Source organism: Acinetobacter sp. YH16051, from assembly GCF_013417135.1.
GTDB classification, from domain to species: domain Bacteria; phylum Pseudomonadota; class Gammaproteobacteria; order Pseudomonadales; family Moraxellaceae; genus Acinetobacter; species Acinetobacter towneri.
This window is the reverse complement of record NZ_VPEN01000018.1, coordinates 1-23,601: the sequence shown is the minus strand read 5'-3', so window position 1 is coordinate 23,601 and position 23,601 is coordinate 1. Positions and strand designations below refer to the sequence as shown.

General features: G+C 41.7%; 25 protein-coding genes. 16 read left to right on the top strand and 9 right to left on the bottom strand.

Annotation, left to right across the window (positions count from 1 at the left end):
* Positions 1-166: 166 nt before the first annotated feature.
* Positions 167-1,231, bottom strand: coding sequence for an AraC family transcriptional regulator (locus FTV41_RS11975; RefSeq protein WP_131261958.1), 1,065 nt, complete (start codon positions 1,229-1,231; stop codon positions 167-169).
* Between the two features lie 132 nt (positions 1,232-1,363).
* On the opposite strand from FTV41_RS11975, the gene FTV41_RS11970 reads away from it, so the two are divergent.
* On the top strand, positions 1,364-2,239 hold the full coding sequence (locus FTV41_RS11970; protein WP_179996600.1) for a metal-dependent hydrolase: 876 nt from the start codon (positions 1,364-1,366) through the stop codon (positions 2,237-2,239).
* 210 nt (positions 2,240-2,449) lie between these two features.
* On the opposite strand, the gene orn is transcribed toward FTV41_RS11970, so the two are convergent.
* The gene (gene orn, locus FTV41_RS11965; RefSeq protein ID WP_004976254.1) at positions 2,450-3,007 is read right to left on the bottom strand and encodes an oligoribonuclease; all 558 of its coding nucleotides are present in this window, start codon (positions 3,005-3,007) and stop codon (positions 2,450-2,452) included.
* A gap of 123 nt (positions 3,008-3,130) precedes the next feature.
* Between orn and rsgA the strand changes: the two genes are divergently transcribed.
* From rsgA to secB, 4 genes are all read left to right on the top strand, one after another.
* Positions 3,131-4,189 carry a ribosome small subunit-dependent GTPase A gene (gene rsgA / locus FTV41_RS11960; protein ID WP_179989122.1) on the top strand — a complete coding sequence of 353 codons (1,059 nt, stop codon included), beginning with the start codon at positions 3,131-3,133 and terminating at the stop codon, positions 4,187-4,189.
* Between the two features lie 94 nt (positions 4,190-4,283).
* The gene (locus tag FTV41_RS11955; protein ID WP_168418423.1) at positions 4,284-4,691 is read left to right on the top strand and encodes a rhodanese-like domain-containing protein; all 408 of its coding nucleotides are present in this window, start codon (positions 4,284-4,286) and stop codon (positions 4,689-4,691) included.
* Between the two features lie 33 nt (positions 4,692-4,724).
* Positions 4,725-4,979 (top strand): glutaredoxin 3, encoded by a 255-nt coding sequence (grxC, locus tag FTV41_RS11950; protein WP_004976247.1) that lies wholly within the window; start codon positions 4,725-4,727, stop codon positions 4,977-4,979.
* Between the two features lie 36 nt (positions 4,980-5,015).
* Positions 5,016-5,474 (top strand): protein-export chaperone SecB, encoded by a 459-nt coding sequence (secB, locus tag FTV41_RS11945; protein WP_070153851.1) that lies wholly within the window; start codon positions 5,016-5,018, stop codon positions 5,472-5,474.
* 80 nt (positions 5,475-5,554) lie between these two features.
* Here the strand turns inward: secB and coaBC are convergent, their stop codons facing one another.
* Entirely contained in the window at positions 5,555-6,829 is a 1,275-nt protein-coding gene (gene coaBC, locus FTV41_RS11940; RefSeq protein WP_179996599.1) for a bifunctional phosphopantothenoylcysteine decarboxylase/phosphopantothenate--cysteine ligase CoaBC, read from the bottom strand.
* A 113-nt stretch (positions 6,830-6,942) separates the two neighbouring features.
* Between coaBC and radC the strand changes: the two genes are divergently transcribed.
* Positions 6,943-7,641 carry a DNA repair protein RadC gene (radC, locus tag FTV41_RS11935; protein ID WP_154321040.1) on the top strand — a complete coding sequence of 233 codons (699 nt, stop codon included), beginning with the start codon at positions 6,943-6,945 and terminating at the stop codon, positions 7,639-7,641.
* Positions 7,642-7,709: 68 nt separating this feature from the next.
* The gene (locus tag FTV41_RS11930; protein WP_154321041.1) at positions 7,710-8,618 is read left to right on the top strand and encodes a bestrophin family protein; all 909 of its coding nucleotides are present in this window, start codon (positions 7,710-7,712) and stop codon (positions 8,616-8,618) included.
* A 105-nt stretch (positions 8,619-8,723) separates the two neighbouring features.
* Here the strand turns inward: FTV41_RS11930 and FTV41_RS11925 are convergent, their stop codons facing one another.
* Positions 8,724-9,578, bottom strand: a complete 855-nt coding sequence (locus FTV41_RS11925) for a PHP domain-containing protein (protein ID WP_131261955.1) — start codon at positions 9,576-9,578, stop codon at positions 8,724-8,726.
* 45 nt (positions 9,579-9,623) lie between these two features.
* On the opposite strand from FTV41_RS11925, the gene FTV41_RS11920 reads away from it, so the two are divergent.
* From FTV41_RS11920 to mnmC, 4 genes are read left to right on the top strand one after another with little or no spacing between them, the layout of a single operon-like run.
* Positions 9,624-10,235, top strand: a complete 612-nt coding sequence (locus tag FTV41_RS11920) for a septation protein IspZ (RefSeq protein WP_179991586.1) — start codon at positions 9,624-9,626, stop codon at positions 10,233-10,235.
* A gap of 29 nt (positions 10,236-10,264) precedes the next feature.
* The gene (locus FTV41_RS11915) at positions 10,265-10,567 is read left to right on the top strand and encodes a YciI family protein (protein ID WP_004976238.1); all 303 of its coding nucleotides are present in this window, start codon (positions 10,265-10,267) and stop codon (positions 10,565-10,567) included.
* Positions 10,568-10,572: 5 nt separating this feature from the next.
* Positions 10,573-11,028 (top strand): hypothetical protein, encoded by a 456-nt coding sequence (locus tag FTV41_RS11910; RefSeq protein WP_004976237.1) that lies wholly within the window; start codon positions 10,573-10,575, stop codon positions 11,026-11,028.
* A gap of 37 nt (positions 11,029-11,065) precedes the next feature.
* Positions 11,066-12,967, top strand: a complete 1,902-nt coding sequence (mnmC, locus tag FTV41_RS11905; protein ID WP_179996598.1) for an FAD-dependent 5-carboxymethylaminomethyl-2-thiouridine(34) oxidoreductase MnmC — start codon at positions 11,066-11,068, stop codon at positions 12,965-12,967.
* Positions 12,968-13,046: 79 nt separating this feature from the next.
* Here the strand turns inward: mnmC and FTV41_RS11900 are convergent, their stop codons facing one another.
* Positions 13,047-13,361 (bottom strand): rhodanese-like domain-containing protein, encoded by a 315-nt coding sequence (locus FTV41_RS11900; protein ID WP_004976235.1) that lies wholly within the window; start codon positions 13,359-13,361, stop codon positions 13,047-13,049.
* A 92-nt stretch (positions 13,362-13,453) separates the two neighbouring features.
* Between FTV41_RS11900 and FTV41_RS11895 the strand changes: the two genes are divergently transcribed.
* Both FTV41_RS11895 and FTV41_RS11890 read left to right on the top strand, forming a co-directional pair.
* Positions 13,454-13,942, top strand: a complete 489-nt coding sequence (locus FTV41_RS11895) for a YajQ family cyclic di-GMP-binding protein (RefSeq protein WP_004976234.1) — start codon at positions 13,454-13,456, stop codon at positions 13,940-13,942.
* A gap of 12 nt (positions 13,943-13,954) precedes the next feature.
* Entirely contained in the window at positions 13,955-14,458 is a 504-nt protein-coding gene (locus FTV41_RS11890; protein ID WP_096902415.1) for a DUF4442 domain-containing protein, read from the top strand.
* Between the two features lie 86 nt (positions 14,459-14,544).
* On the opposite strand, the gene FTV41_RS11885 is transcribed toward FTV41_RS11890, so the two are convergent.
* From FTV41_RS11885 to FTV41_RS11875, 3 genes are read right to left on the bottom strand one after another with little or no spacing between them, the layout of a single operon-like run.
* Positions 14,545-14,991: an acyl-CoA thioesterase gene (locus FTV41_RS11885; protein ID WP_218618957.1), complete on the bottom strand. Its 447-nt coding sequence runs from the start codon at positions 14,989-14,991 to the stop codon at positions 14,545-14,547.
* Between the two features lie 27 nt (positions 14,992-15,018).
* The gene (gene trxC, locus FTV41_RS11880; protein ID WP_070153832.1) at positions 15,019-15,450 is read right to left on the bottom strand and encodes a thioredoxin TrxC; all 432 of its coding nucleotides are present in this window, start codon (positions 15,448-15,450) and stop codon (positions 15,019-15,021) included.
* Positions 15,451-16,347 carry an alpha/beta hydrolase gene (locus FTV41_RS11875; protein ID WP_179996597.1) on the bottom strand — a complete coding sequence of 299 codons (897 nt, stop codon included), beginning with the start codon at positions 16,345-16,347 and terminating at the stop codon, positions 15,451-15,453. It lies immediately after the preceding gene.
* A 123-nt stretch (positions 16,348-16,470) separates the two neighbouring features.
* On the opposite strand from FTV41_RS11875, the gene FTV41_RS11870 reads away from it, so the two are divergent.
* Both FTV41_RS11870 and FTV41_RS11865 read left to right on the top strand, forming a co-directional pair.
* Positions 16,471-16,806, top strand: coding sequence for a TIGR01244 family sulfur transferase (locus FTV41_RS11870; protein WP_096902417.1), 336 nt, complete (start codon positions 16,471-16,473; stop codon positions 16,804-16,806).
* The gene (locus FTV41_RS11865; RefSeq protein WP_179996596.1) at positions 16,799-17,191 is read left to right on the top strand and encodes a beta-lactamase hydrolase domain-containing protein; all 393 of its coding nucleotides are present in this window, start codon (positions 16,799-16,801) and stop codon (positions 17,189-17,191) included. Before FTV41_RS11870 ends, FTV41_RS11865 begins: the two co-directional genes overlap by 8 nt.
* 188 nt (positions 17,192-17,379) lie before the next feature.
* Here FTV41_RS11865 and FTV41_RS11860 read toward each other — a convergent pair whose 3' ends face one another.
* Positions 17,380-21,846 (bottom strand): hypothetical protein, encoded by a 4,467-nt coding sequence (locus FTV41_RS11860; protein ID WP_179996595.1) that lies wholly within the window; start codon positions 21,844-21,846, stop codon positions 17,380-17,382.
* Between the two features lie 209 nt (positions 21,847-22,055).
* Between FTV41_RS11860 and FTV41_RS11855 the strand changes: the two genes are divergently transcribed.
* The gene (locus FTV41_RS11855) at positions 22,056-23,435 is read left to right on the top strand and encodes a dihydrolipoyl dehydrogenase (protein ID WP_179996594.1); all 1,380 of its coding nucleotides are present in this window, start codon (positions 22,056-22,058) and stop codon (positions 23,433-23,435) included.
* The last annotated feature ends 166 nt before the right edge of the window (positions 23,436-23,601 follow it).

Genomic DNA, 23,601 nt, shown 5'->3' with positions numbered 1-23,601 from the left:
TCAATCGTGCTTTTAAATTTAAAAATATTGATAAAAATAAACAACTTCAGGTTTTATCTTAGGCTTTATCAACCTTGCAAAAGCTGATTCGGTCATGGCTACACACAGCTTATTTTCAATCTCTTAGCGCGAAATCACCTGTTGATAATGAGCCAATCCATACTATTTATGGCGTATTTTGCTGTAGAGAAAGTGCATCCTCAGCTTGCTGCAACTGCTGTTTACGTTTTAGCAAGGTCTGTCCTGTACAGGCTTTATAGGCACGCGCCAAAGCCGATTGGTCTGAATAACCCAACAACTGTGCAATATCGCTTAGGCTCACATTTTGTCGCAGTAAGTTTTCACAGCGCTGCATCCGTTCTATTTCAAGAATCTGTTTAAAACCCGTACCTTCCTGTTTAAGCTGACGCTGTAACGTACGCCCTGAACGAAATAAACGCTGCGCCACCCATTCAATGCTCGGCACTTGCTGTTCATAACGTAAATAATGCGCCACCTGCTCTTGGACTTGCTGCTGCACGGTTTCTAATTGTGGTTTTAACGCAATCGCATCTTCAGCTTGTTTGGTGAGTAAATGAATTAAAGAGGGATCGGCTTGCTGTGGTTTTAAACTGAGGCTTTCTAAATTTAAAACAATTTGATATTCCGCTTGCTTAAATAAAACCTTACAACCATAAAACTTTTCATAATGCAGCATCGCCATACGCGGTGCATGGGCAAAATGAATCTCCCGTATCGGAGAGTGTTGAAAATCAAAAATTTGCATGGCCAATTGAGTCATACAAGCAAAAGTCATTTCATGAACCAAGCTGTATTTTTCATCCACCAATGGCCATGATAAATATAAAGCATCTGATTGTTGTTCCAGTCGCATTGGTACGGCTGCCGTACCATCCACCACCAAGCGACTAAAACGCATCATATATTGAATGGCTTCTGCAACACTGTTACTACGCGATGCCATATAGCCAAGCACGCCAAAATGTTCAGGCTGAATATAACGTGCCAATTCAAAAACGAGCGTTGGACAATCTAAAAACTGAATACTGTGTTGGATGATCTCGTTAAAAAACTGATAGGACGATTGGGTATCCATGGGCAATGCCAACACATGCTGTAACTGCTGCAATTGTGCAGGCGAAAATCCAAGCTGCTCAGGAACTCTGCCCTGTGCAGATAAATAGCGTAACCAAAGTTGATAATAACCATTCGGAATTTGAATTTCGCTCATGTGCTTGCTCATTTTGACATGCATCATTTTCTTTTGTCGCTTAATGTATAAAAACTGGCAAATACTGTCAAAACAAATCTGCCAAAGCCCGACATAATGCAAACAGGATTGACCAGAGTGAAATAAAATAAAATGAATGCACTTGTCCAATATCATGCTGCGCCCATAGTACGCAGCAATCTCGATTTTAAATTAGCCGATGTGCCGCGTTACTGGTTTGCAGGTGACCCGTTTTTAACCCGCATGTTTGATGCTTTGAGCCTGACTTTTCCTGATGGCGAGCGTTATTTCATTCAATCGGTACGTTTGTTCCGTGATCAAATTCAAGACCCTGACTTAAAACAGCGTGTTGCCGATTTTATTCGACAAGAAGCTCAGCACGGCATTGCACACGACAAAATGAATCAGGTCATGAAAGATCAAGGCATGCCTGTAGATCAGTTTATTCAGCGTCTAAACAAAGTGTTTAAGTTTGAACTGAAATATCGCTCGCCCCAATACAACATCGCCATGACAGCAGCTGCGGAACATTTAACCGCACTTATGGCAGAAACTTTTTATGGCGAAAAAGACACGCTGCAAGATGCACATCCTTATGTCCGTGCTTTATTTGCATGGCATGCGATTGAAGAAATGGAACATCGTGATGTGGCGTTTGATGTGATGCAACAGGTGGGCAATGTGCCTGAAGTGACTCGAAAAATGGCGTTGGTGCTGACCACAGGTTTAATGTTCGGATTTACCCTGTACCGCGCCAATGTCATGCTGAAATGCGATGGGTTTAATCGTATCCAGCGCCTTAAAATGAATGTACGTGGCTTGCAATGGCTGTTTGGCAAACAAGGGAAATTACGCAAAATGCAATCACAATATCGTGATTGGTTTAAACCTGACTTTCACCCTAGCCAACATCCAATCATCGCGCAATATGATGTCTGGCTTGAGACTTTAGCGCAAACAGGCGACCTAATTCAGGCAGGTGAAGCATTTTGGCAGGCAGGAAAATAAAGCTTTTGGTTTTGCTTGGCTTTTAACCAATGAACACCTAAGCATTGCTTAGCTTTATACAAACTTGCCTCTAATATCTTTATATAAAGTAAGGCATAAGGCAATGCTGAGTCATATCTTATTATTTCTTATTTATGAGTGACCAACACAGTTTAAGCGTAAGAGATCGCTGTTACTGTTACAGCTCCATCTCCTACGCAGAAAAAGGTTTTAGTCCTGATTCATAATAAAAAAGTATTGGCGATAATATTTCAGCTCAGCAATCGAATCACGAATATCATCCATCGCCAAATGCGACGCATTCTTTTTCAAACCGCTCATAATTTCTGGACGCCAGCGCTTTGCCAACTCTTTCACTGATGATACATCCAGATTACGATAATGGAAATATTGCTCCAATTCAGGCATTAAACGGTGTAAAAAACGGCGGTCTTGGCAAATTGAGTTGCCACACATTGGCGATGTTTTAGGATTGACCCATTTTTTTAGAAACTCAATGGTTTGCTGCTCTGCATCCTGCGCAGTGAGTTTGCTGCGACGCACACGCTCAATTAAGCCCGATTGTCCATGCTGACGTGTATTCCACTCATCCATGGCATTTAAAATACGATCAGGTTGATGCACAGCCAGCACAGGACCTTCTGCCAAAATATTTAAATGATCATCGGTCACAATGGTAGCCACTTCAATAATTTGGTCGTTATCGGTATCTAAACCTGTCATTTCCAAATCAATCCAAATGAGGCGAGTATCAGGCGTGCTGCTCATAAATGTGCAATCTTATTCGGCTTAAAAACAACATAGTAGCAAATTTCTTGCTTCTTGGCTGTAACTGTGCCCCCGCTTCATGCTATTTTTGCCATCCTGAGTTCATGGTTTTTTAGGATATGAATGGCTTTAATTCGTAAGCGTCGATTGACTGAACAACAGCAACGTCGAATTGAAAAACAACACAAGTCACGTCAGGCAGACATTGACACTTCACATGATTTAGAAGGCTTGGTGGTACAACACTATGGTCGTCAATTAGAAGTGCAGGCTTTATCTGTTCCTGAAATTCATCCTGAAAAACCGGTGGTGCACGCAGGTGAGCCAGAACCATTTTGGAAACCTATTGAAATGGGAAGTATTTGGCGCTGTCACACTCGTACCAATTTAGAATTATTGGTGACGGGAGATCGGGTCAAATGGCAGGCCGACCCAAATACAGGTTTAGGAATTATTACCGCGATTCATCCACGCCAATCTTTATTGACCCGACCTGATCGTTATCACAAAGTTAAACCTGTTGCCGCCAATATCAGTTTGATTGTGATTGTTTTTGCGCCTTTGCCTGAACCTGCACCGGGCTTGATTGACCGCTATTTGGTTGCTTGTGCCGATGCCGATATTCCCGCCTTATTGGTTTTAAACAAATCTGATTTACTCAAAGAAAACGACCCGATTTTAGACTTGCTCAAGGAATATCAAGACTTGCGATATGAAGTTATGCAAACCCAATCCGATGCGAATTTAGAGCATTTAGCGGCACGTTTAGCAGGTGAAACGGTAGCTTTTGTCGGGCAATCGGGCGTGGGTAAAAGCTCGCTGATTAATGCCATCGTGCCCGAAGCGGCGCAAAAGACCAATATCATTTCGGAAAACTCGGCACTTGGACAGCACACCACAACCTCTACTCGTTTAATTGGCTTTGGAGATGGTGCTGCCTTAATTGACTCACCGGGGATTCGTGAATTTGGTTTGTGGCACTTGAGCCAAGATAAAATTCAAAATGGTTTTCCTGAAATTGAAAACCTGTTGGGTCATTGCCAATTCCGCAACTGTACCCATAAACATGAAAAGCAATGTGCGCTGCGACTGGCTGCTGCAGAAGGCGAAATTTTATCGCGTCGTTTAGACAGTTATTTAAGACTGTGTGATGAAATTGCCGAAGCGCAACAAAAAAATTAATTTTATTGTGGCGCTGCCCTTGAAGCGGTGTTTTTGATCGCCATATTTATACGCTATACTCTTGAACAATTTTGACATTGTAATTAGGTGACTTGTGGAACGTTGGTTCGAATTTATGGGGAATCATCCCTTCTTATTTGGGACACTGGCCGTATTGGTAGTGTTGTTCTTTGTGTTAGAAGGTCAACGCAATGGTCGTAAAATTTCCCCACAATCTTTGGGTATTTTAGTCAAAGCTAAAAATGCCATGTTGATTGATTTACGTGATGCCAAAGATTTCCGTGAAGGTCATATCAGTGGCAGCCGCAATATTCCCTATAGCCAAATTACCAAGCATGTTGAAGAGCTAAAAACCTCAGATCGTCCATTGGTCTTTATCTGTAACTTAGGTCAAGTTGCAGGCAGTGCTTTACAACAAGTCGCTCATGCAGACGCCTATCGTTTAGATGGTGGCATTAGCAACTGGAAAGCACAAGGTTTACCTTTAGTAAAAAGCAAATAGTTATCCCTCATATTTTTCGCAAGGAGAACGATCATGGCTGAAGTCACTATTTATTCAACGACTGTGTGTCCATACTGCATTCGTGCAAAACAACTCCTTGAGCGTAAAGGCGTTGCCTATAAAGAAATTAATTTGTCGAATGAAGCGCCTGAAGTACGTGTTGAATTAATGCAACGTACCAATCATCGTACCGTTCCACAAATTTTCATCAATGACCAGTTTATTGGCGGCTTTGACCAATTATATGCGTTAGATCGCGAAGGCAAACTCGATCAATTATTGGCATAAACATAACACTATATAACCAACTCGTAAGGATTTAACATGAGTGAAGAACAACAAGCTCAACCACAATTGGCATTAGAGCGCATTTATACCAAAGACATTTCTTTTGAAGTTCCTGGGGCACAAGTATTTACCAAAGAATGGCAGCCTGAACTTAACATTAACCTGTCATCTTCTGCAGAAAAAATAGACCCAACCCACTTTGAAGTGGCATTAAAAGTTGTGGTTCAAGCCAACAACGGTGGCGATACTGCATTTATTGTTGATGTTACCCAAGCTGGTATTTTCCTAGTTGATGGCGTTGAAGAAGAGCGTTTACCGTATATTCTGGGCGCATACTGCCCGAACATTTTGTTCCCATTCTTACGTGAATCTGTAAATGATATGGTAACCAAAGGCAGCTTCCCGCAATTATTGCTCACCCCAATCAACTTCGATGCCGAGTTTGAAGCCAATATGCAACGTGCGCAAGCTGCTGCAGCAGAAGGCCAAGCTTAATTTACGCTGTATTTAAGCTAAAAACCGCTGAAATTTCAGCGGTTTTTTTATGTCATTAACTTATGGATATACGATAAAGGTTAAAACTCATCATCCTGTGATGGATCACGATATAAAGCATCATGTATCGCCTCAACCAATTGCTGTGCAATTTCTTGCTTCGAGGCTTTTTCCAAATCACGTTTTTCCATGTGGTAGCTTTCAGCAAAAAATACGGTCATGGCATTTTCATCTGAAGCAAAGCCAATATCGGCACGGGAAACATCATTGCAGGCAATCATATCTAGCTTTTTCGCCACCAGTTTACCCGCTGCATATTCTTCTACATTGCGAGTTTCTGCCGCAAAACCCACCATAAACGGACGTTTTTCCTGCTGAGCAATAGTCGCAACAATATCTGGGTTTTTCACCAAGGCCACATTCAGCTCATCGCCTGACTTTTTAATTTTGTGTTCTGCAATTTCTGCCACACGATAATCGGCCACCGCAGCTGTAGCAATGAAAATATCACAGCCCTTTTCTAGCATTTGCAAACTGGTATCTAGCATTTGAATAGCTGAAGATACATTAATTCGCTGTACCCCATTTGGCGTATCTAAACTAACTGGGCCTGCAATAAGCGTGACTTTTGCCCCTGCTGCATAACAGGCTGCAGCCAAAGAAAAACCCATTTTGCCTGTACTATGGTTAGAAATATAACGCACAGGGTCTAAAGCTTCGCGGGTTGGGCCTGCTGTAATGGTGACATTTTTGCCTGCCAACATGCCAAATTTTTCCACCAAAGCACGCTGTGCCTGATGAAAATACTGCGTCACCTGATGCGCCAAATCTTCAGGTTCTGGCATACGCCCTAAACCAACATCTCCACAGGCTTGTTCGCCCGCATCGGGCATAATTACATGCACGCCATCTTCCACCAAAGTGGTTAAGTTACGCTGTGTGGCTTTGGCTGCCCACATTTGCTGATTCATGGCAGGTGCAACCCAAACTGGTGCAGTGGTGGCTAAATATAAAGTACTGAGCAAATCATCGGCCAGACCTGCAGCAAATTTGGCTAAGGTGTCGCAACTGGCGGGCGCAACCAAAATTAAATCGGCCCACCGTGCCAATTCAATATGCCCCATGCCTGCTTCGGCTTCGGTATCTAATAATTCGGTATGTACAGGATTGCCTGACAGTGCTTGAAAGGTCAGCGGTGTAATAAAAGCTTGTGCCCCTCTGGTCATGACCACGCGAACACTAAACCCTGCATCCTTTAAACGACGCACTAAAATCGCACTTTTATAGGCCGCAATGCCGCCTGTCACAGCTAAAATAATGTTTTTATGAGGGAGTACGCTTAAATCGAAGCTCACAAATAAGCCACCTTTTTGTTGCAGTGGCGCTCACAATAGCATTAAATAATGTCATTCCCAAGAGATCTGTTGGGATTTAAGTTTCAAATTTAGAATAACAAAGTCAAATAACAATGCATTTATCTATTAAACATTGGCCTGAACAAGAACGGCCACGTGAACGTCTCATTCAAAATGGTGCTGCCAGTTTATCTGATGCCGAACTATTGGCTATTTTTTTGCGCTCAGGCTCACAGCAACATTCTGCGGTGGAGTTGGCACGATTGCTAATTCAGCATTTTGGCAATCTCACTACTTTACTCGATGCACCCATTGCCGAGTTGTGTCAATTTCACGGCATGGGTAACAGTAAATATTCACAGCTCATGGCAGTTAAAGAACTTGGACGGCGCTATGTAGCCGAACATTTAAAACAAGATGCACTTGAGCTTAGCAATTCCAAACGCTTGATGGAGTATCTGCGTTTTGAACTTTTGGGCGAAACCCAAGAAGTGTTTGCGGTGCTTTGCCTTGATGCCTGTTTACGCAAAATCAGCTTTAAAAAATTATTTTATGGTGCATTAAATTCGTGTGAAATTTCCATTAATCAATTGCTACGTTTTGCGATTAGTCAACATGCCACAGCGATTGTGATTGCACACAATCATCCTTTCGGCTTACCACAACCTTCACCTGCAGATTTAGTCCTGACGCAGCAGATTCAGCAAGCCTGTCAGTTGCTAGAGCTGCGTTTGATCGATCACTGTATCATCTCAAGTGAAGGTAATTTTTCCTTTGCCGAACAACAACTGCTTAAATTTGAGCACACTTAAAATTTGCATATTGACAAAGCCTGCACAAGCACAGAAGATCATCAAAAAATTGTGATGATTCTAATAAAATGATAGTCGATCAACCCAGTGTATTTAACTTACTGTTTTCTTGGCGGGGCACGATTTTACCGAAGGTCTTACCGCCTTTGGGCTTGGTGATGTTGATCTCCACCATTATTGGCGGTTTGTCTTATATTGGTTATTTTCATTTTCCAGAATTGCCTTTGGTTGGCTTTACTTTAATTGGGGTGGTGCTGTCGATTTTTTTGGGCTTTAAAAACTCTGCCTGTTATGACCGTTGGTGGGAGGCACGTAAACTTTGGGGCATGCTGATTGCCAACGCGCGCCACTTTGACCGCGACTGCCGTATACTTAGTCAAGCACGACGTGAACGCGTCATTCAGCACGTCATTGTATTTGCCAATGTCTTGCGCGACCGCCTGCGTCATCAAACTGCCAATCCAACCGAGTTAATTCAAACCAGTGGCATGAGTCAGCAAGCAATTACCCAACTGTATCAACAAGCCAATGCGCCGCAATACACGCTCAGTTTGATTCAATGGGAGTTAATGCAAGCACTTAAAGAGGGCGAAATTTCCGATATTATTTACACACAAATGAATCAACACGTCACAGAGCTGAGTTTGGTACTCACGGGTTGTGACCGTATTGCTACCACACCGCTCCCTTTTGCGTATTCAGTCCTACTTAACCGAACAGTGTACTTTTTCTGTTTTATGTTGCCCTTTAGTTTAGGGTCTACACTCGGATTGGCGACTCCGCTTTTGGTCGGTATTTTGGCTTATACTTTTTTAGGTCTGGATGCGCTCAGTTCTGAAATTGAAGAACCTTTTGGCACGCAAAGCAATGACTTACCTTTAGATGCCATGGTAAGAACCATTGAAATTGAATTATTGGGTACGTTGGGTAAACCAACGCCACCACCAATTCAGGCACAGGACAATAATTTGCTTTAGACCCTCTTCCCAACCTTCTCCCAGAGGGAGAAGGAGTTTTTATCCTTTCTAAATTTTAATAATGGATATCACATCTGCTTATATGAGAAGGTTGGGATGAGGGAGTTACTCAACAAAACTCTCCCAAATCCCAATTTGACCATCTTTCACCCGCGGAATATTGCCCAATTTAATCCACGGCATATTTTCACCATGAAAATCACTGCCGACAGATACTTTTAGACCATGTTCAGCAATCATGCGATCCACCATTTGACGGGTCGATGCAGGGTCAATATTAGGCGGCAATTCCACAGCATCCCCCCCATATTTGGCAAAAATTTCAATCAAATAACGAATATTGGTGGCAGATAAATCATAACGGGTGGGATGTGCCAATACAGCAAAGCCCTGACTGTCATGAATTACCCGAATCGTATCTTCCAAACTCAAGCCGTCAAATTTCACATAAGCCTTTTTGCCTTCTTTAATATATTTATCAAAGGCTTGCTGCACACGCGTAACAATGCCTTTTTCCTGTAAAGTTTTGGCAATGTGTGTGCGAGTAATCCGATCTGCTACGCCTTCGACTTTAAGAAGTACATCATTATAAATATCTTGTCCAATCAGCGGAGTGAGTAAATCACAAATTTGTTTGGCACGTTCTGCACGAATTTGTTTTTGCTGTTCCAGCAGCGCCTGTAAAGGTGCAGGATTTTGCATGTTTAGCGCCACCACATGCACGCTATAGCTTTTTTTAGTGGCAGGACGTGACCATTGACTGGAAATTTCCACTCCCGAAATAATCTTTAAATCTTGCCCCTGAGCCGCTTGCTCTGCCAAAGCCAGCCCATCCATTGTGTCATGATCAGTCAATGCCAAGGTATGAATGCCCTGCTGAATTGCCGCAGACACCAATTCTCCAGGTGACAAAGTTCCATCAGAAATATTACTGTGTGTATGTAAATCTACGCCGTGCATCACTTATACTATGTCATTTATTTGATCAGATTTAGATACTCTAACATGAAAGCACTTTTAGACTTTGTGCCCCTCATTATTTTCTTTTATTTATACAAAACTGTAGATCCAAAAGACACTAATCATCAATTACTACAACTCATCGGCTCTGCAGGCGGTGTCGATAACAACCATATTTTGGTGGCCACCACAGGTCTGATCATCTCGATGTTAGTGGTGTACGGCGCATTGTTCATCATGCAAAAATTCCGTTTAGATAAACAACAGTGGATTGTGTTGTTTATGACCGTAATTTTTGGTGGCGTTACCTTAATGTTAAGCGATGACTTTTATATTCGCCTGAAAGCTGCCATTTTGAACATTGTATTTGCAGGTGCTTTTTTGCTGTCACCATGGTTTAGCAAAGATCGTAAGCCACTGATTCAACGCTTATTTGGGCCTGTGTTCAACTTGACCGAAGTTGGCTGGAAAAACCTGAATTATGCTTGGGCAGCCATGTTTGCAGTCATGTCTTTCCTACACGTATTTTTTGCATTTTTATTTAGGGATGGAAAATATTGGGGCGAATTCACCGCTTTTGGTGACATGATTGTGATGTTTTCCTTTATCATTGTGCAGTTTATTGTATTGCGCAAATACTTTAAAACATCTGAATAATTTCTGATCTACGATATTCGAGAGTAACTATGCCTTTATTTGTTCTGAGTTGTACTGACCGTGAAGGTACACTGGAAAAACGTCTTGCGACCCGTCCTGCACATCTTGCACGTTTGCAACAACTCGATGCCGAAGGTCGCTTAATTGTGGCGGGGGCAATGCCAAAAGACCCAAGCAATCCACAAGCAGGCTTTTATGGCAGCACCATGATTGTCGATTTTGACAGTCGTGAAGCACTCGATGCTTGGCTACAAGATGAACCTTTCTTAAAAGAAGGCGTATATAGCCACATTGACGTTAAGCCATTCAATAAAGCATTCCCTCAAGGATAAGCGCTATGCGTTTCGTTGTTGCCAGTGTTGTTGCTGTTCTGCTCAGTTCACCTGTATATGCAGTTGAGCCAGCCACAACCACACCTACTGCACCTGCTCCTGCTGCTGTGACCAACACGGCAGCTGTAGCAACAGCCAATGGGGTTACTCCTGCACAAGATAAGCCCCTGACTGCAGAACAAATTGCCAAAAATAAAGCCCTTCAGGAAGCTAAAACCAAAGCCTTGATTAAAGATCAGAGCACACGTTTGCAACAACTTGAACAGGCAAACCTCGATGCTTTGGCACAGAATCAGGAACTGCAACTTAAAAACGATAATTTAGGCGTGCAAGTTCAAGTACTGCAAAGTGAACGCAGTGCGCAAATGTTTTTATACGGTGCTGCAACACTCGCGGTTGGCGTATTGCTCGGCTTCTTAATTGCTAGCTATGTCTATACCAAACGTCGCCGCCAATGGTAAGGTGAGCATTCACCTCTTGATTTAAGGTACTCTGGTTTTGTTTCAGCCTATTCAAACTGCCGAGCTGGATTGGCAACTGGTCGATGGTATTGATGTGCCCATTTCCAAACAATTTGGCGATGTGTATTTCTCTAAAGACAACGGTTTATTAGAAACACGGCATGTGTTTTTACAGGGCAATGACTTACCCATCCGTTTAGCAGCGCTGAATGATTTTGAATATTTTTGTGTAGGCGAAACAGGCTTTGGTACAGGCTTAAATATTTTAGCGCTCTGGCAATTATGGCAACAGGTACGTCCCAATAATCGCAGCCATTTACACGCAATTTCTGTCGAAAAATTTCCACTTTGCAAAGCCGATCTTATACGTGCCTTAGCGGCTTGGCCCGAACTCAGTCATCTGTCTGAACAGCTGATTCAGCAATACCCTGCCGCTATTGCAGGCTGTCATCGTTTAAACTTTCCAGATGAACGCTTTAGCCTAGATTTATGGCTAGGCGATGCTCAGGAAGTTTTTCCTGTCATTGCTAAAACTGCTCCTGTCAATGCGTGGTTTTTAGATGGCTTTGCACCCGCCTGTAACCCCGATATGTGGCAGGAAACCGTGCTCAACCCGATTGTAGCACTGTCCGATTATGGCACGACTTTTGCCTCATTTAGTGTGGCAGGCGTACTCAAACGTGGCTTAAAACAACACGGTATTCACATCACCCGCCCACGCGGTTTTGGGCATAAACGGGAAATGCTGAAAGCCATCTGGCAAGCGCCTGGAATAGAGCCAATATCCGATCAGAACGAAACTCAAATTACAACAAATACCACAACAAGCAACCAACAGCGCCATATTGCGATCATAGGCGCAGGAATTGCGGGTTTAAGCTGTGCGTGGGCATTTTCCCAACGAGGGCATCAAGTCACGCTCTATGACCAAACAGCGCCACTTGCAGGCGGTTCTGGCAATCCTTTGGCACTCTTAAACCCAAAACTTTGCCCAATTCATCAAAGTGCTGATCATTTAATGACTTTGGCATGGCAACATGCTTTAAATCACTATGCCGCATTCAAAGCATTTCGTCCGTTGCAGATTCATCAACTGGCACTTAAACATGCCGATGAATTGCTGGATTTAGCCACACAATACCCAAAAGGTATTTTAGCAGCACAGAGTGCAACCGAACTTACGCCACAAAGCGACTTTGCCAGTTTAAACTTATTGCAAGCAGGAGCAGTTTCTCCACATCAACTGCGTGATGAAATTCTTGCGCATCCGCACATTCAGTTTCAGCAAGCTCAAATTAAACAAATCACCACGACAGCACAGCAACTAATTTTACACAGCGTAGATGCTGAACTCGGAACATTTGATCATGTCATCGTCTGTGCAGCGCTGCAAAGCGGTGCTTTTTTTGAACATTACCCTGTGCTTAAATCCATTCGCGGACAAGTCAGCTGGGTAAATAATACAGATCAGGCTTTGCCATTATCACAAGCCTATAGCTATGGCGGCTATTGCATGCAGCTCAATGCCGATCAACTGATTTTAGGTGCATCGTTTTATCCAAATCGGGAAGATTGTGACGTCTTGGCAGAAGACCATGTGCATAACTACGAACTTATCCACAGCGTCTTTCCTGCGTATGCCGAAAACTTAGCACCCGTAGATACTTGGCAAGGTCGCGCTTCGCTACGCGCCCAAAGTAAGGATTATTTTCCCCTACTTGGCAAAATGCGTGATGATCAGGAAATTTACAGCTTTGCAGGACTCGGTTCTAAAGGCTTTTTATTTGCCCCGTTGTGCAGTGAAATACTGGCGGCACAAGTTTTAGCAGAAGCCTGCGCTGTACCTAAAAACTTAGTACAAAAACTGGCAGCTACACGTTTTCAGAAAAAGGTGAAAACCAAGAAGCCTTATTTTAAAGCTCCTCCACCTTCAAGCTAACGCTCGCTTAGAGAAAATAGAAATAAAACGATACCCAACAAAAAAGCGCCTTACGGCGCTTTCTTCATATTGATGATACTTAGTGACCTTGTTCCAAAGGCATGCCTGCGTCGCGCGCAGCACGTGTACCACCCATTAAAACCACATATTCACGTGAGCTGTCCAAACCTTCTAGTTTTTCCGCTGCACGTGGGGCTTTACTTCCGCCACCACATAAAATGTAAATGGGTTGATCCGCCGACACCTGAGTAAGACTCTCTGCTGATAGATCGTTAATTGGCTGATTCACAGCACCTTTAACATGAGCTTCTGCATAAGCACTTGCATCACGTACATCCCAGATAATCGCGTCAGCTGGGAACTCAAATGTTGTAATTTCTTGTTTACGGATCATTGCGCACTCCTTTGATGTAAAACAACACTTGGCAAATGAAGAAAACATCCCTAGCATCTCAGATATTGTTTCCATTTGCAAAGGTCTTCATTATGCCTTCTTTCGATATTGTTTCTGAATTAGAACTTTTTGAAGTGAATCATGCGGTTCAAAACACACAAAAAGAAATCGGTACTCGTTTCGATTTTCGTGGTCAGGATGTTTCTATCGACCTCAATGAAAAAAACAAAGAGATTAAAATCTCCACTGAAAGTGATTTCCAATGTGAGCAAGTGTATACCATGCTCGAAAATCACTTCTATAAGCGTAAAGTCGACATTCAGGCGCTTGACCCACAAAAAATGACCGCATCAGGTAAAAATGTGATTCAAGTGATCAAACTTAAAGATGGTCTTGACTCAGATACCGCAAAAAAAATTAACAAAGCCATTAAAGACAGTGGCATTAAAGTGCAATCTTCTATTCAGGGTGACAAAATTCGTGTGACCGACAAGAAACGCGACACATTGCAACAAGTCATGGCGTTCTTGAAAGAGCAACAATTTGGTCTGCCACTGCAATTTAACAACTTTAAAGATTAATTTGGGGATGTCATGACACCAACCAATCGCTTAAACAAACTGGTCAAAGCAACATCAAAATTGCCGAAAGGCATTCAAAGCCGCCTTTTGAGTCAAGCCTTTGGTCGTGTCGTGCCGATGGTGGGCACTGCGAAAATTCGCTATCAAGAAGTAACCCCATCGCAAGTGGTGGTCAGTCTTGCCAATCATAAAGCCATGCAAAACCATATTGGACAGGTACATGCCTGTGCTATGGCGCTGCTTGCCGAAACTGCTACAGGTTTTGTGACTGCTATGAATGTACCTGATAGTGCCATTGTGCTGATTAAAAGCCTGAAAGTGGACTTTAAACGTCCAACTCAAGGTGCAATGACAGCCATTGCCACACTCAGCCCAGAACAGCAACAACTCATGCACAGCACCGACAAAGGCGAAACACTGGTCAATGTCAGTGTGATTGATGAATCAGGCGAAGCCCCGATTCAGTGTGAAATGTTGTGGGCATGGGTGTCAAAATCACATTTAAAGCAGAAATAAGCCTAATACTTGTTTCTTCTCCAATAAAAAAATCCCAGCTACTGTGCTGGGATTTTTTTCATTACGATGTTTGACTAGCTTGATACTTATGATGCTTGACTAGCCTGAGCTTCTAAAAACTTCTGTTTGGCTTCTTCAGGAATCTGACGTTTTGAGCCTTTGACATCAACCGCAACAAAGGTAAATACCCCTTCGGTAACGCGTACGGCTTCACGTGAATCATCATGGCTGTCCCACACTTCAATTTGCATTTGAATTGAAGTATTGCCCACTTTCAAAATTTTGGTGTAGCAACTGATCACATCGCCCACTTTTACAGGCACCAAAAAAGTCATTTGGTTAATGGAAATCGTGGCACAACGTCCTTTACTAAAACGCTCGGCATGAATCGCACCAGCCAAATCCATCTGTGAAACGATCCAGCCTCCAAAGACATCTCCACTCCAGTTGGTATCTGCTGGCATGGCAATTGTTTGTAGGGAAAGCACTCCCTCTGGTTTTGCATGAGAATCTGACACGTTCACTCCGGACATTTGCATTAAATTAGCACGAACAGTGCATTAAGACTGGGCGTTGAGTTGCTGATCCAACCACTGTTGTAATTCAGTCGCTCGTAGCGCGCCGCTTATTCTAGCAATTTCATTGCTTTTATTCATCAATACCAGTGTTGGAATACTGCGCACATGGAATGCACTGCTTAAGCGTGGATTGGCCTCGGTATCAATTTTGGCAAACACCACCTGCGGATTCTGCTTGGCAACTGTTGCAAAATGTGGTGCCATCATCTTGCAAGGACCACACCAGTCCGCCCAAAGATCAATCAGAATAGGTAAGTCACTATTTTGAATAAAATTACTGAAATTTTGCTCATTCAATTCAATGGGTGCAAGCGGAATCAGCGCTTGATGACACTGCCCACATGCGGGATTGGCAGATAATTTATCTTCAGGTACACGGTTTTTTGCACCACATCCAGGGCATACAATAATCATTTACTGAACTCCAAACAGTTGCTGTAAAAACTCTAATTGGGTCTGAATGGCTTTTTTAAACCATTCACCATGATAAATATCAAAATGTTGCATATCCCACTCTTCATATTGCACATAAGGCGCAATATTGGTTGCCGTTTCACGACTCGATTCAATTGGAATCAGGCTGTCACGCTGTGCGGCAATAAATAACACAGGGATGTTGATTTGCCGCACTTCTTGAATGGGGCGATAACGAATCAAATTAAAAAACACCCGAGCAGGAATTTCCCCACTCCAGTAATGATCGGGGTTCACAATGGACATATAACCTGCATAACTGTCTGTGGTCGGTAAAAAACACAGTTCTTTTTGCGCCACCACTGCAAGGGTTTTGGGCGACATCCCTACCTTTGCTCCCATATAGTCCTGACTGGAGATTTTTAGGGCTTTCGGAAGTTGCTGCAAAGGATATAACTCGGCACTTTCCGCACCATCTACAAAAGGCACTTGTACCATGACCGCGGCAATATTGTGTAAGCGCGAGGCCAAACTCAGCACATAGCCTCCACTCAGAGAAGTTCCCCAAAGAATCATACGTTTGGCATCAATCGACTTGCGTTCTGCAACATGTGAGATCATGCTGCGCCAATCATCCAGCTGTGCCTCAATAGAAACCAACTCACGTGGACGCCCCGTACTCCCGCCCCAATAGCGATAATCGAATAGCACCACGGCATAGCCTGCCTGAGCAAAATATTGTGCGTATTGCACCAATTTAAAATGACGCAAGGCCGCCAGACCATGCGCCATCAGAATTACCGCGGGTTTTTCTATAGATTTAGGGCGATAAAAGTCTGCAGCAATCACCTCGTGATCACTTTTGACATATAAAGGCTCGACCGTATAGGAATGCATAAGCGCTCCATTGCGTTATTTTATCGTTATCGTCGTTATAAATATTTCAGAACATTCTGCTCTTGAATCTGCTTAATGCTATCATAAAGCATATTGTCATGAATAAAATGATGGAGTATTCCCATGTCTGAACAAGTCGGTTTTGCGGGTCAAATTGGTCCTGAACATGTGAGCCAAGTTGTAGAGAAAGGCTTTAAGTCAATTATTAATAACCGCCCAGATATGGAAGGTGGCGCTGAGCAACCAACCAGTGCGCAAATTGAAGAAGCTGCGCGTGCAGCAGGTTTAGATTATGTCTATCAGCCTGTGGTGTCGGGTCAAATTACTGAAGTCGATGTGCGTACTTTTGCTAATCACTATAACGAGTTGCCAAAACCTGTGTTGATGTTCTGCCGTACAGGTAATCGCTCAAACAACTTATTCCAGTTGGCAAAACAAATGGATTTGTTGGATGACTAAACCCATCCTCAAATATGTATTTTGCTGTATTCTGATCTGTAGCAGTATCCCGCTGAGTCACGCTCAAAACGATGTTCAGACTTTAAATACCAAAGTCAGTGTTGCAGGTCAGATGAATGCTGCAAAATTTTCACAGTTGATGCGACAAGGTTTTAAATCTGTGATTGTGAACCGTCCTGATCAAGAAATGGGCAATGCTATTAAGGTGAGTGAATTACGCAATATCGCGGAAAAATCTCAGATCAGTGTGATTTATCAACCCGTCAATAGCGGCAAAATTTCTCAAACAGACATTCTTGAATTCGCAAAATATTATAATGACCTTTCAAAACCCATTCTGATGATTTGTCGTAGTGGCGCTCGTTCTAGTGCGTTATTTCATTAGGCAAAATCTCAAGGTTTGTTGCATGAATAAAATTTTATTGGCAGTAATGTGTATCTTGGTTCTCAATGCGTGTAGTTCGATGCAAGTGCGCCCGACTGTGGGTGTGAGTGTGGGGACTTCACTTTAATTTTTAAATTAAAATCCCCCATAAAAAACAGCGCCGAAGCGCTGTTTTTTATGGGTTTCAATTATGGTGCGCAAGTATAATTCGTACCATTCCAAGTATTTAAACCTAAATATGGACTTTCAATTGCTGGATGAGTTTTTGCAGTAATATCACTACTTAAAATTGGTAAAGTAAATGAATAGTGTGTTACATCAGGCTGAGTTGTATTCGTAGAAGATGCTGCTAATTCAACAGTTACCCAAGTCGCAAAACGTTTTGGATAACGAATTTGCAAATCAACACGACCTCGCTCATCTGTTGTATATAATACGTTACCTTGATTTGCGTGCCCTACAAAATCAACGACATTTGTAGGAATCTTACGCATTTCACCACTATCTTTATTTTGAATATTGATAAAACCATCAAGATTCGTTCTTGGCACAGAACAACGTACAGCTGGCGTTAAAGGACCTAATGGTTGTTGCGTATCTGCATGCCATAATTGGTTAATGTCTCTAAACCAATCTGCAACTACACCAGCAAAACGATTTGGATCTAGAGGGAAACCATAAGTATATTCACCTACCATATAAGCAATAGCATCCACATCCATTTGAATCTGTTGTTGTGCTACTGGATTGCCTTTCGGATCTTGAACTGCAACAGAAATATTTTGTAAGTAGTATTCTCGCGTTACATCTTCAATTAAGTTTGTTGTATCACGAGCAATTACAATAGATAAGCGTTCTAAATCTAAATCATTTCGAACTACTGGCAACTCAATTTCCTGACTAATATCTCGTTCGCCATTATTGTGCGTTGCCGTAATTAAAATACCAGCATCTAATAAACTTTGAATTGTCGCAGGAGGAACAATTAATGATGGATCAAGTCGGATTGTAAATTTCGCTTCGCCCACTTCATTTGTGGTAAGCATAGATGGACCTACAATCATTGTGCCATTTATTCTTGCGCCTGCAATATTCAAAGAAACTGTTTGATTTGCAACGGCACCACCATCTTCATCAACCACATAAACTAAAATGTCTGTTGAATCCCCCAAAGCGTTTAGACTCGATTTAACTGACTTTATTTTAATTGCTTGCTGAGGAAATGCTTGTGCTGTCGGAGCAATTACAGGAATAATCGTACGCTGTGTACGAATCGCACCATTACTTGCGGTATGACTTGCAGTAACACTAATTCCATCATTTTCTAATAACTGAACTAATCTAGGGTCTGCATTTGGCGGAATAACAATAGTAAACTCAGCATTACCTTTATTATCAGTCTGAATAGTGGATGCGCCATCAATATAAATATTATTGATAAATTGGGTATTATTTTCAATAAAATTGGCTAGGCTCAATTGTACATCTTGATTAGCAATAGCCCCACCATGACGATCGACAAGCTTAGCTGTTACCACAGAACTAGAGCCAGCGGATGACATATTAATTCGACTTAATTCCAAATTAATAAAAAATGGATTTTCAGGTTGTACAACCTCAAACTTAAGATCAGACTTTAATTCCTCACCTTTTGGAGTGTGAATAAAAGCACTTACAACTATTCCAGCATTTTCTAATCCCAACTTAGCAGAGTCCGACAAATTATTTGGAACAGTTATACTTACTGGAGCACTACCATTTGCAATTGTACTAATAGAATCAGCGCTTAACTTCACACCAGCATCGATTGCTTCCTGATTTAAAATCAATCGAACAGGGTAACCTGCTGTATTTTCGCCTAGTTCATCTTTTACAGCCACATTGATTTGATGTGTTTGACCATATTCAATATTTTTTACATCAGCAGTCAAACGTAAGTTGAATGAATTTTCAGGAATCTCAACTTGAATTGAACTTGTTTGTTGTACCCGATCATTTGGGTTATTCAAACTTGTACCAACTACAGCAAAAGCGATGCCATTTTTGATCAAGTTTGCATCGTAAGTACCTTCAGCGACACGAACAGTAAATTCTGCTTCACCCTTACTGTTGGTTACGGCTGAGTTAGAAGATAAAGACACACGTGAGCTCGTCAAAGATGACAACGCAATTTGAATTGGCGTATTTGGAATAGGTTTACCATCAGGTAAGCTATCATCTTTCGCAACAACTTTAACACGAACCTCACCACCAAACACTGACACTGTCAGCGGACGTTTATCGACAGGGGTAATCTCAAGGCCTGCAAGCTCTGGTAAAACGACTGGGGGTTGTGCAATATCAACTTTCTTTGTAACAGTAAATGCAGAACCATCATCACGAGTTGATTTCACGACTACAGTTAAACCATTCGCAATTAAGTTGGTCAGTTCAGTGATATTATTGGCTTTTACTTTAAGCGTAAATTGTGCCTTACCATCCTCATCTGTGCGAATAGCTTGTGTAGAATCGTAACTCACACCATTATTTAATGCTGCATCATTTAAACCAATACTGATCAACTGATTTTTAAGCGGCTTCCCATCTGTACCTTTTGCGGTGACATCAACAGTTAATGTTTGCTCTTGGCCAACTGCTAGAGTCAAATCTCCCAACATATCAACTGTAAAGTGATCAAGATCAATCACACCTAGCTCTGTCGGTGCTTTAAAGTTCAAACGCAATGTTTGTGTCTTACCATTTGATGAAGTCGCAACTAACGGTACACCTTGAATGGCTAAAGCAGCTTGCTCAGGCGATAAATTCGCCTTGTATTCAAGAATAAAAGTTGCAAATCCATCTGAATCTGTCTGTTTAGAAGACTGACCTTTATGACTTAAACCTAAATCTTGCAATTGTTCATCACTTAAAGACCCTGCAATACCTAGTGAAATAGTTTCACCTTTTAACGCACTGCCTTTTACACCGACTGCCTTGACTTTAACTGTGAAATTATGATTTTTTGTATAATCAAATACCGCTAGATTTGAATCTGTGTCAGAAGTGATTGGATCTATAGCTAAATAGCGCGTCGCTTCTTCAGCAACTTCTTCATCAGCAACTGTAATCGCAATTGAATTGCTTACACCGTTATCAGCCGTAAAATTAGCTTTAATTCCTGCTTTTACCAATGCTTCTACTGCAGCAGGTGTTTGAGCATTTGTTTTAATATTAAAAGTGGCAAACCCATCAACAAAATCTTTTTCCGCAGCCCCATCGAATGTTACACCATTTGATGTTGCCTCAGCATTTAAGTCAAGTTTAACCTTACCTTTAGTTGCTGCTAAGCCTTTATTATTAATTGCCTTAACAGTTACAGCAACTGAGTCATTTTTTGCATTCACTTTATATGAGGATGCAATTTCTAAACGCTGAATAGCTTCGGCATCCGAAGCATTTACATTTTCTGTTACCACATCAACGATAACACTACCAGAAGCAAGGTTAATACCATCTGTATAGGTTGCGCTTAACGAAATACCTGTGTCGGATAAAGCAAGTGGATGTGTAACATCGGCCGTGCTAATCGTAAATTCTGCAATACCTTGTGCATTCGTTTTAGCAGTCGCATTATTGAGTTTAACGCCATACGCGAGCTCATTTTTTGTAAAGCTCAAACGAATCTCTTTTCCACTTAACGGTTCATGTTGATCATTCTTTGCTAATACTTGGATTTTTACAGGTGTTGTACTTTTCGCAGCAACAGCCTGATCTGGCTTAATTACTGAGAGAGTTGAGACAATCTGAGCTGTGTCTTTAAATGTTAAATCTGCTGTTGCGGTTTTTTCCGCTTTATGTTCATCAACTAGCAAAAAACTTAATGTTTCAGACTTACCTGCAAAAGTAGCAAGATCAACTGATGTAAAATTACTACTCGCTTTAAGTGTATATTTCACCTCACCCTGAGCATTTGTTTGTTGAGTTGCTGCGCCATTAGTGATAATAAATTTACCGCGCATCGCTTCAGGCATATTTAAAGTAACAGACTGATTCGCTTTAATACCACCCTTAGCATCTGTTACAGTCGCAGTGACATCCACACTGCCATTTGGTAAAATTAATACTGTACCCTGAGTCACATCGATTCTAAAGTCACTGCGAATCGTACTACTTTTTTTAATATTTAAAGTGTATGGAATACTGACTGAAGTGCCATCAACAGTAGCTGTTAATTGTACTGAACCTTCAGCTTCTGTTAATGCAGGAACATTAATTTCAAAAACAGCTACACCATTTTCACCTGTCGCAACCACAGAGTTGGCACTGCTTACACCAAACTTATTTGTCGCAATTGATAAGCGAATATTCTTGTTGGCAATCCCACCATTGTCAGCATTTAAGGCTTTGACCGCCAAATAAACTTTTGAATTATCTGGTGCAAGTTGAATTTCTTGTTCACTCGCATTCTGTAAAACTCTTGTTAAACTGGTTGCCACCTGTGATGTGTCAGGGGTTGAAGTATTTCCACCATCGTTATTTGGCGGATTCGTAGTACTATTATTGTCTGTATTGTAATAACCATCACTTCCACCACCACCACACGCAACCAATGCGATAGAAGAAGCCAATACTGTAGACTTTACCCCTAATTTTTTTAAGTTAATAAAATATGTCATATTCGTACCCATCGTTTTTATAAATGCCACAGACCCGCAAGATAGTTTACGGCTTTTAACGGAATTTACTCAAAATTACAAAAACTTTCAATGTAAATCTTCCAAACCACAAATTAAATCGTGATATCGGCTGTTAATTGTAGTTATTTCAACTTAAAGGTTATAAATTAAATATTAGTTAACCATTTAATAAAATAGGTGTAACCATCATGTACGACCTCATTATTATTGGTGCAGGTACCGCAGGCATTAGCGCCTATAAAGAAGCAATTAAATACACCCAAAACCTACTCATCATCAATCACGGTCCATGGGACACCACCTGTGCCCGTGTTGGTTGTATGCCTAGCAAAGTCCTCATCTCTAGTGCCAATCGCATGCACGACATTCAACATGCACAAGAAGTTGCACTCACGGTAGATGCAAAAATTGATACATCCCAAATCATGACGCACGTACGTCAATTACGTGATCGTTTTACCCGTGCCACACAAAAAGATGTAGATCGCTGGGAAGCATCCCATAAGATTTCAGGTTTTGCGACTTTTATAGATGCCCATACAATTCAAGTGAATGGACAGCAATATCAGGCAAAAGCTTTTATTATTGCAGTCGGTTCTACTCCTGCTTATGAGCAAGCATGGAAAGAAAAATTAGGCGAACGCTTAATCACATCAGATCAAATCTTTGAATTAGAGAACTTACCCCAATCTTTGGCCGTCATTGGCAGTGGTGTAATTGCAATCGAATTGGCTCAAGCTATGCAACGCTTAGGGGTAGATACCACTATTTTTGCCCGTAGTCGTAAAGTTGGTTCACTCCGCAGCCCAGAACTACAAACCATTGCACAAGATACACTCAGTCGAGAATTGAATATCAAATTTGAAACCTTGCCAACACAACTACAAAGAACAGAACAAGGCGTGCAAATTGAATATCAAGAAAATGGACAAATACAAAGCTTAACTGCCGATTATGTATTGGTTGCTACGGGTAGACGCAGCTATTTAGATCAGCTTCATCTTGAAAATATTGATACGAGTTTCAACAACATCAAACAACTCCCAATTGATCCTCATACCAAACAACTCGGACAGCATGCTATTTTTATTGTGGGTGATGCACACACGAATACTCCCATTCAACATGAAGCAGCACATGAAGGGCGTGCAGCCGTGCATAATTGTTTAAGCTTTCCAAACATTGAAAATATTAAAACATTAACACCCATGGGCATTGTGTTTAGCTCACCTGAAATGGCATCTGTAGGACAAAACTATAAACAACTGAAAGAGCAAAATATTGCATTTACGACAGGCTTTGTTTCTTATGAAAAACAAGGTCGCGCTTTGGTGCTGGGAAAAAATAAAGGTGCGATTGAAGTTTATATTAATAATAAAAGTCAAAAGTTATTAGGTGCTGAATTATTTGTGGATGCTGCTGAGCACATGGCGCACTTATTGGCTTGGATAATTGATGAAGAACTCACACTTGAGGATATTTTAGATAAACCGTTCTACCATCCAACACTAGAAGAGGGTTTAAGAACAGCACTTAAACATGCACGTCGACAACTACGTGAAATCTAATCAAATTTAGAAAGTATGCTTACTCTTTAAAACCATCCCCTGATGGTTTTATTTTGCCTTCACTTTTTATAGTTTTTAATATTTTCTTTCCCTCATAAAAAAACACCCCCAACGCTAGTTGAGGGTGTTTGAATAATGAGCTGGCGATGACTTACTCTCACATGGG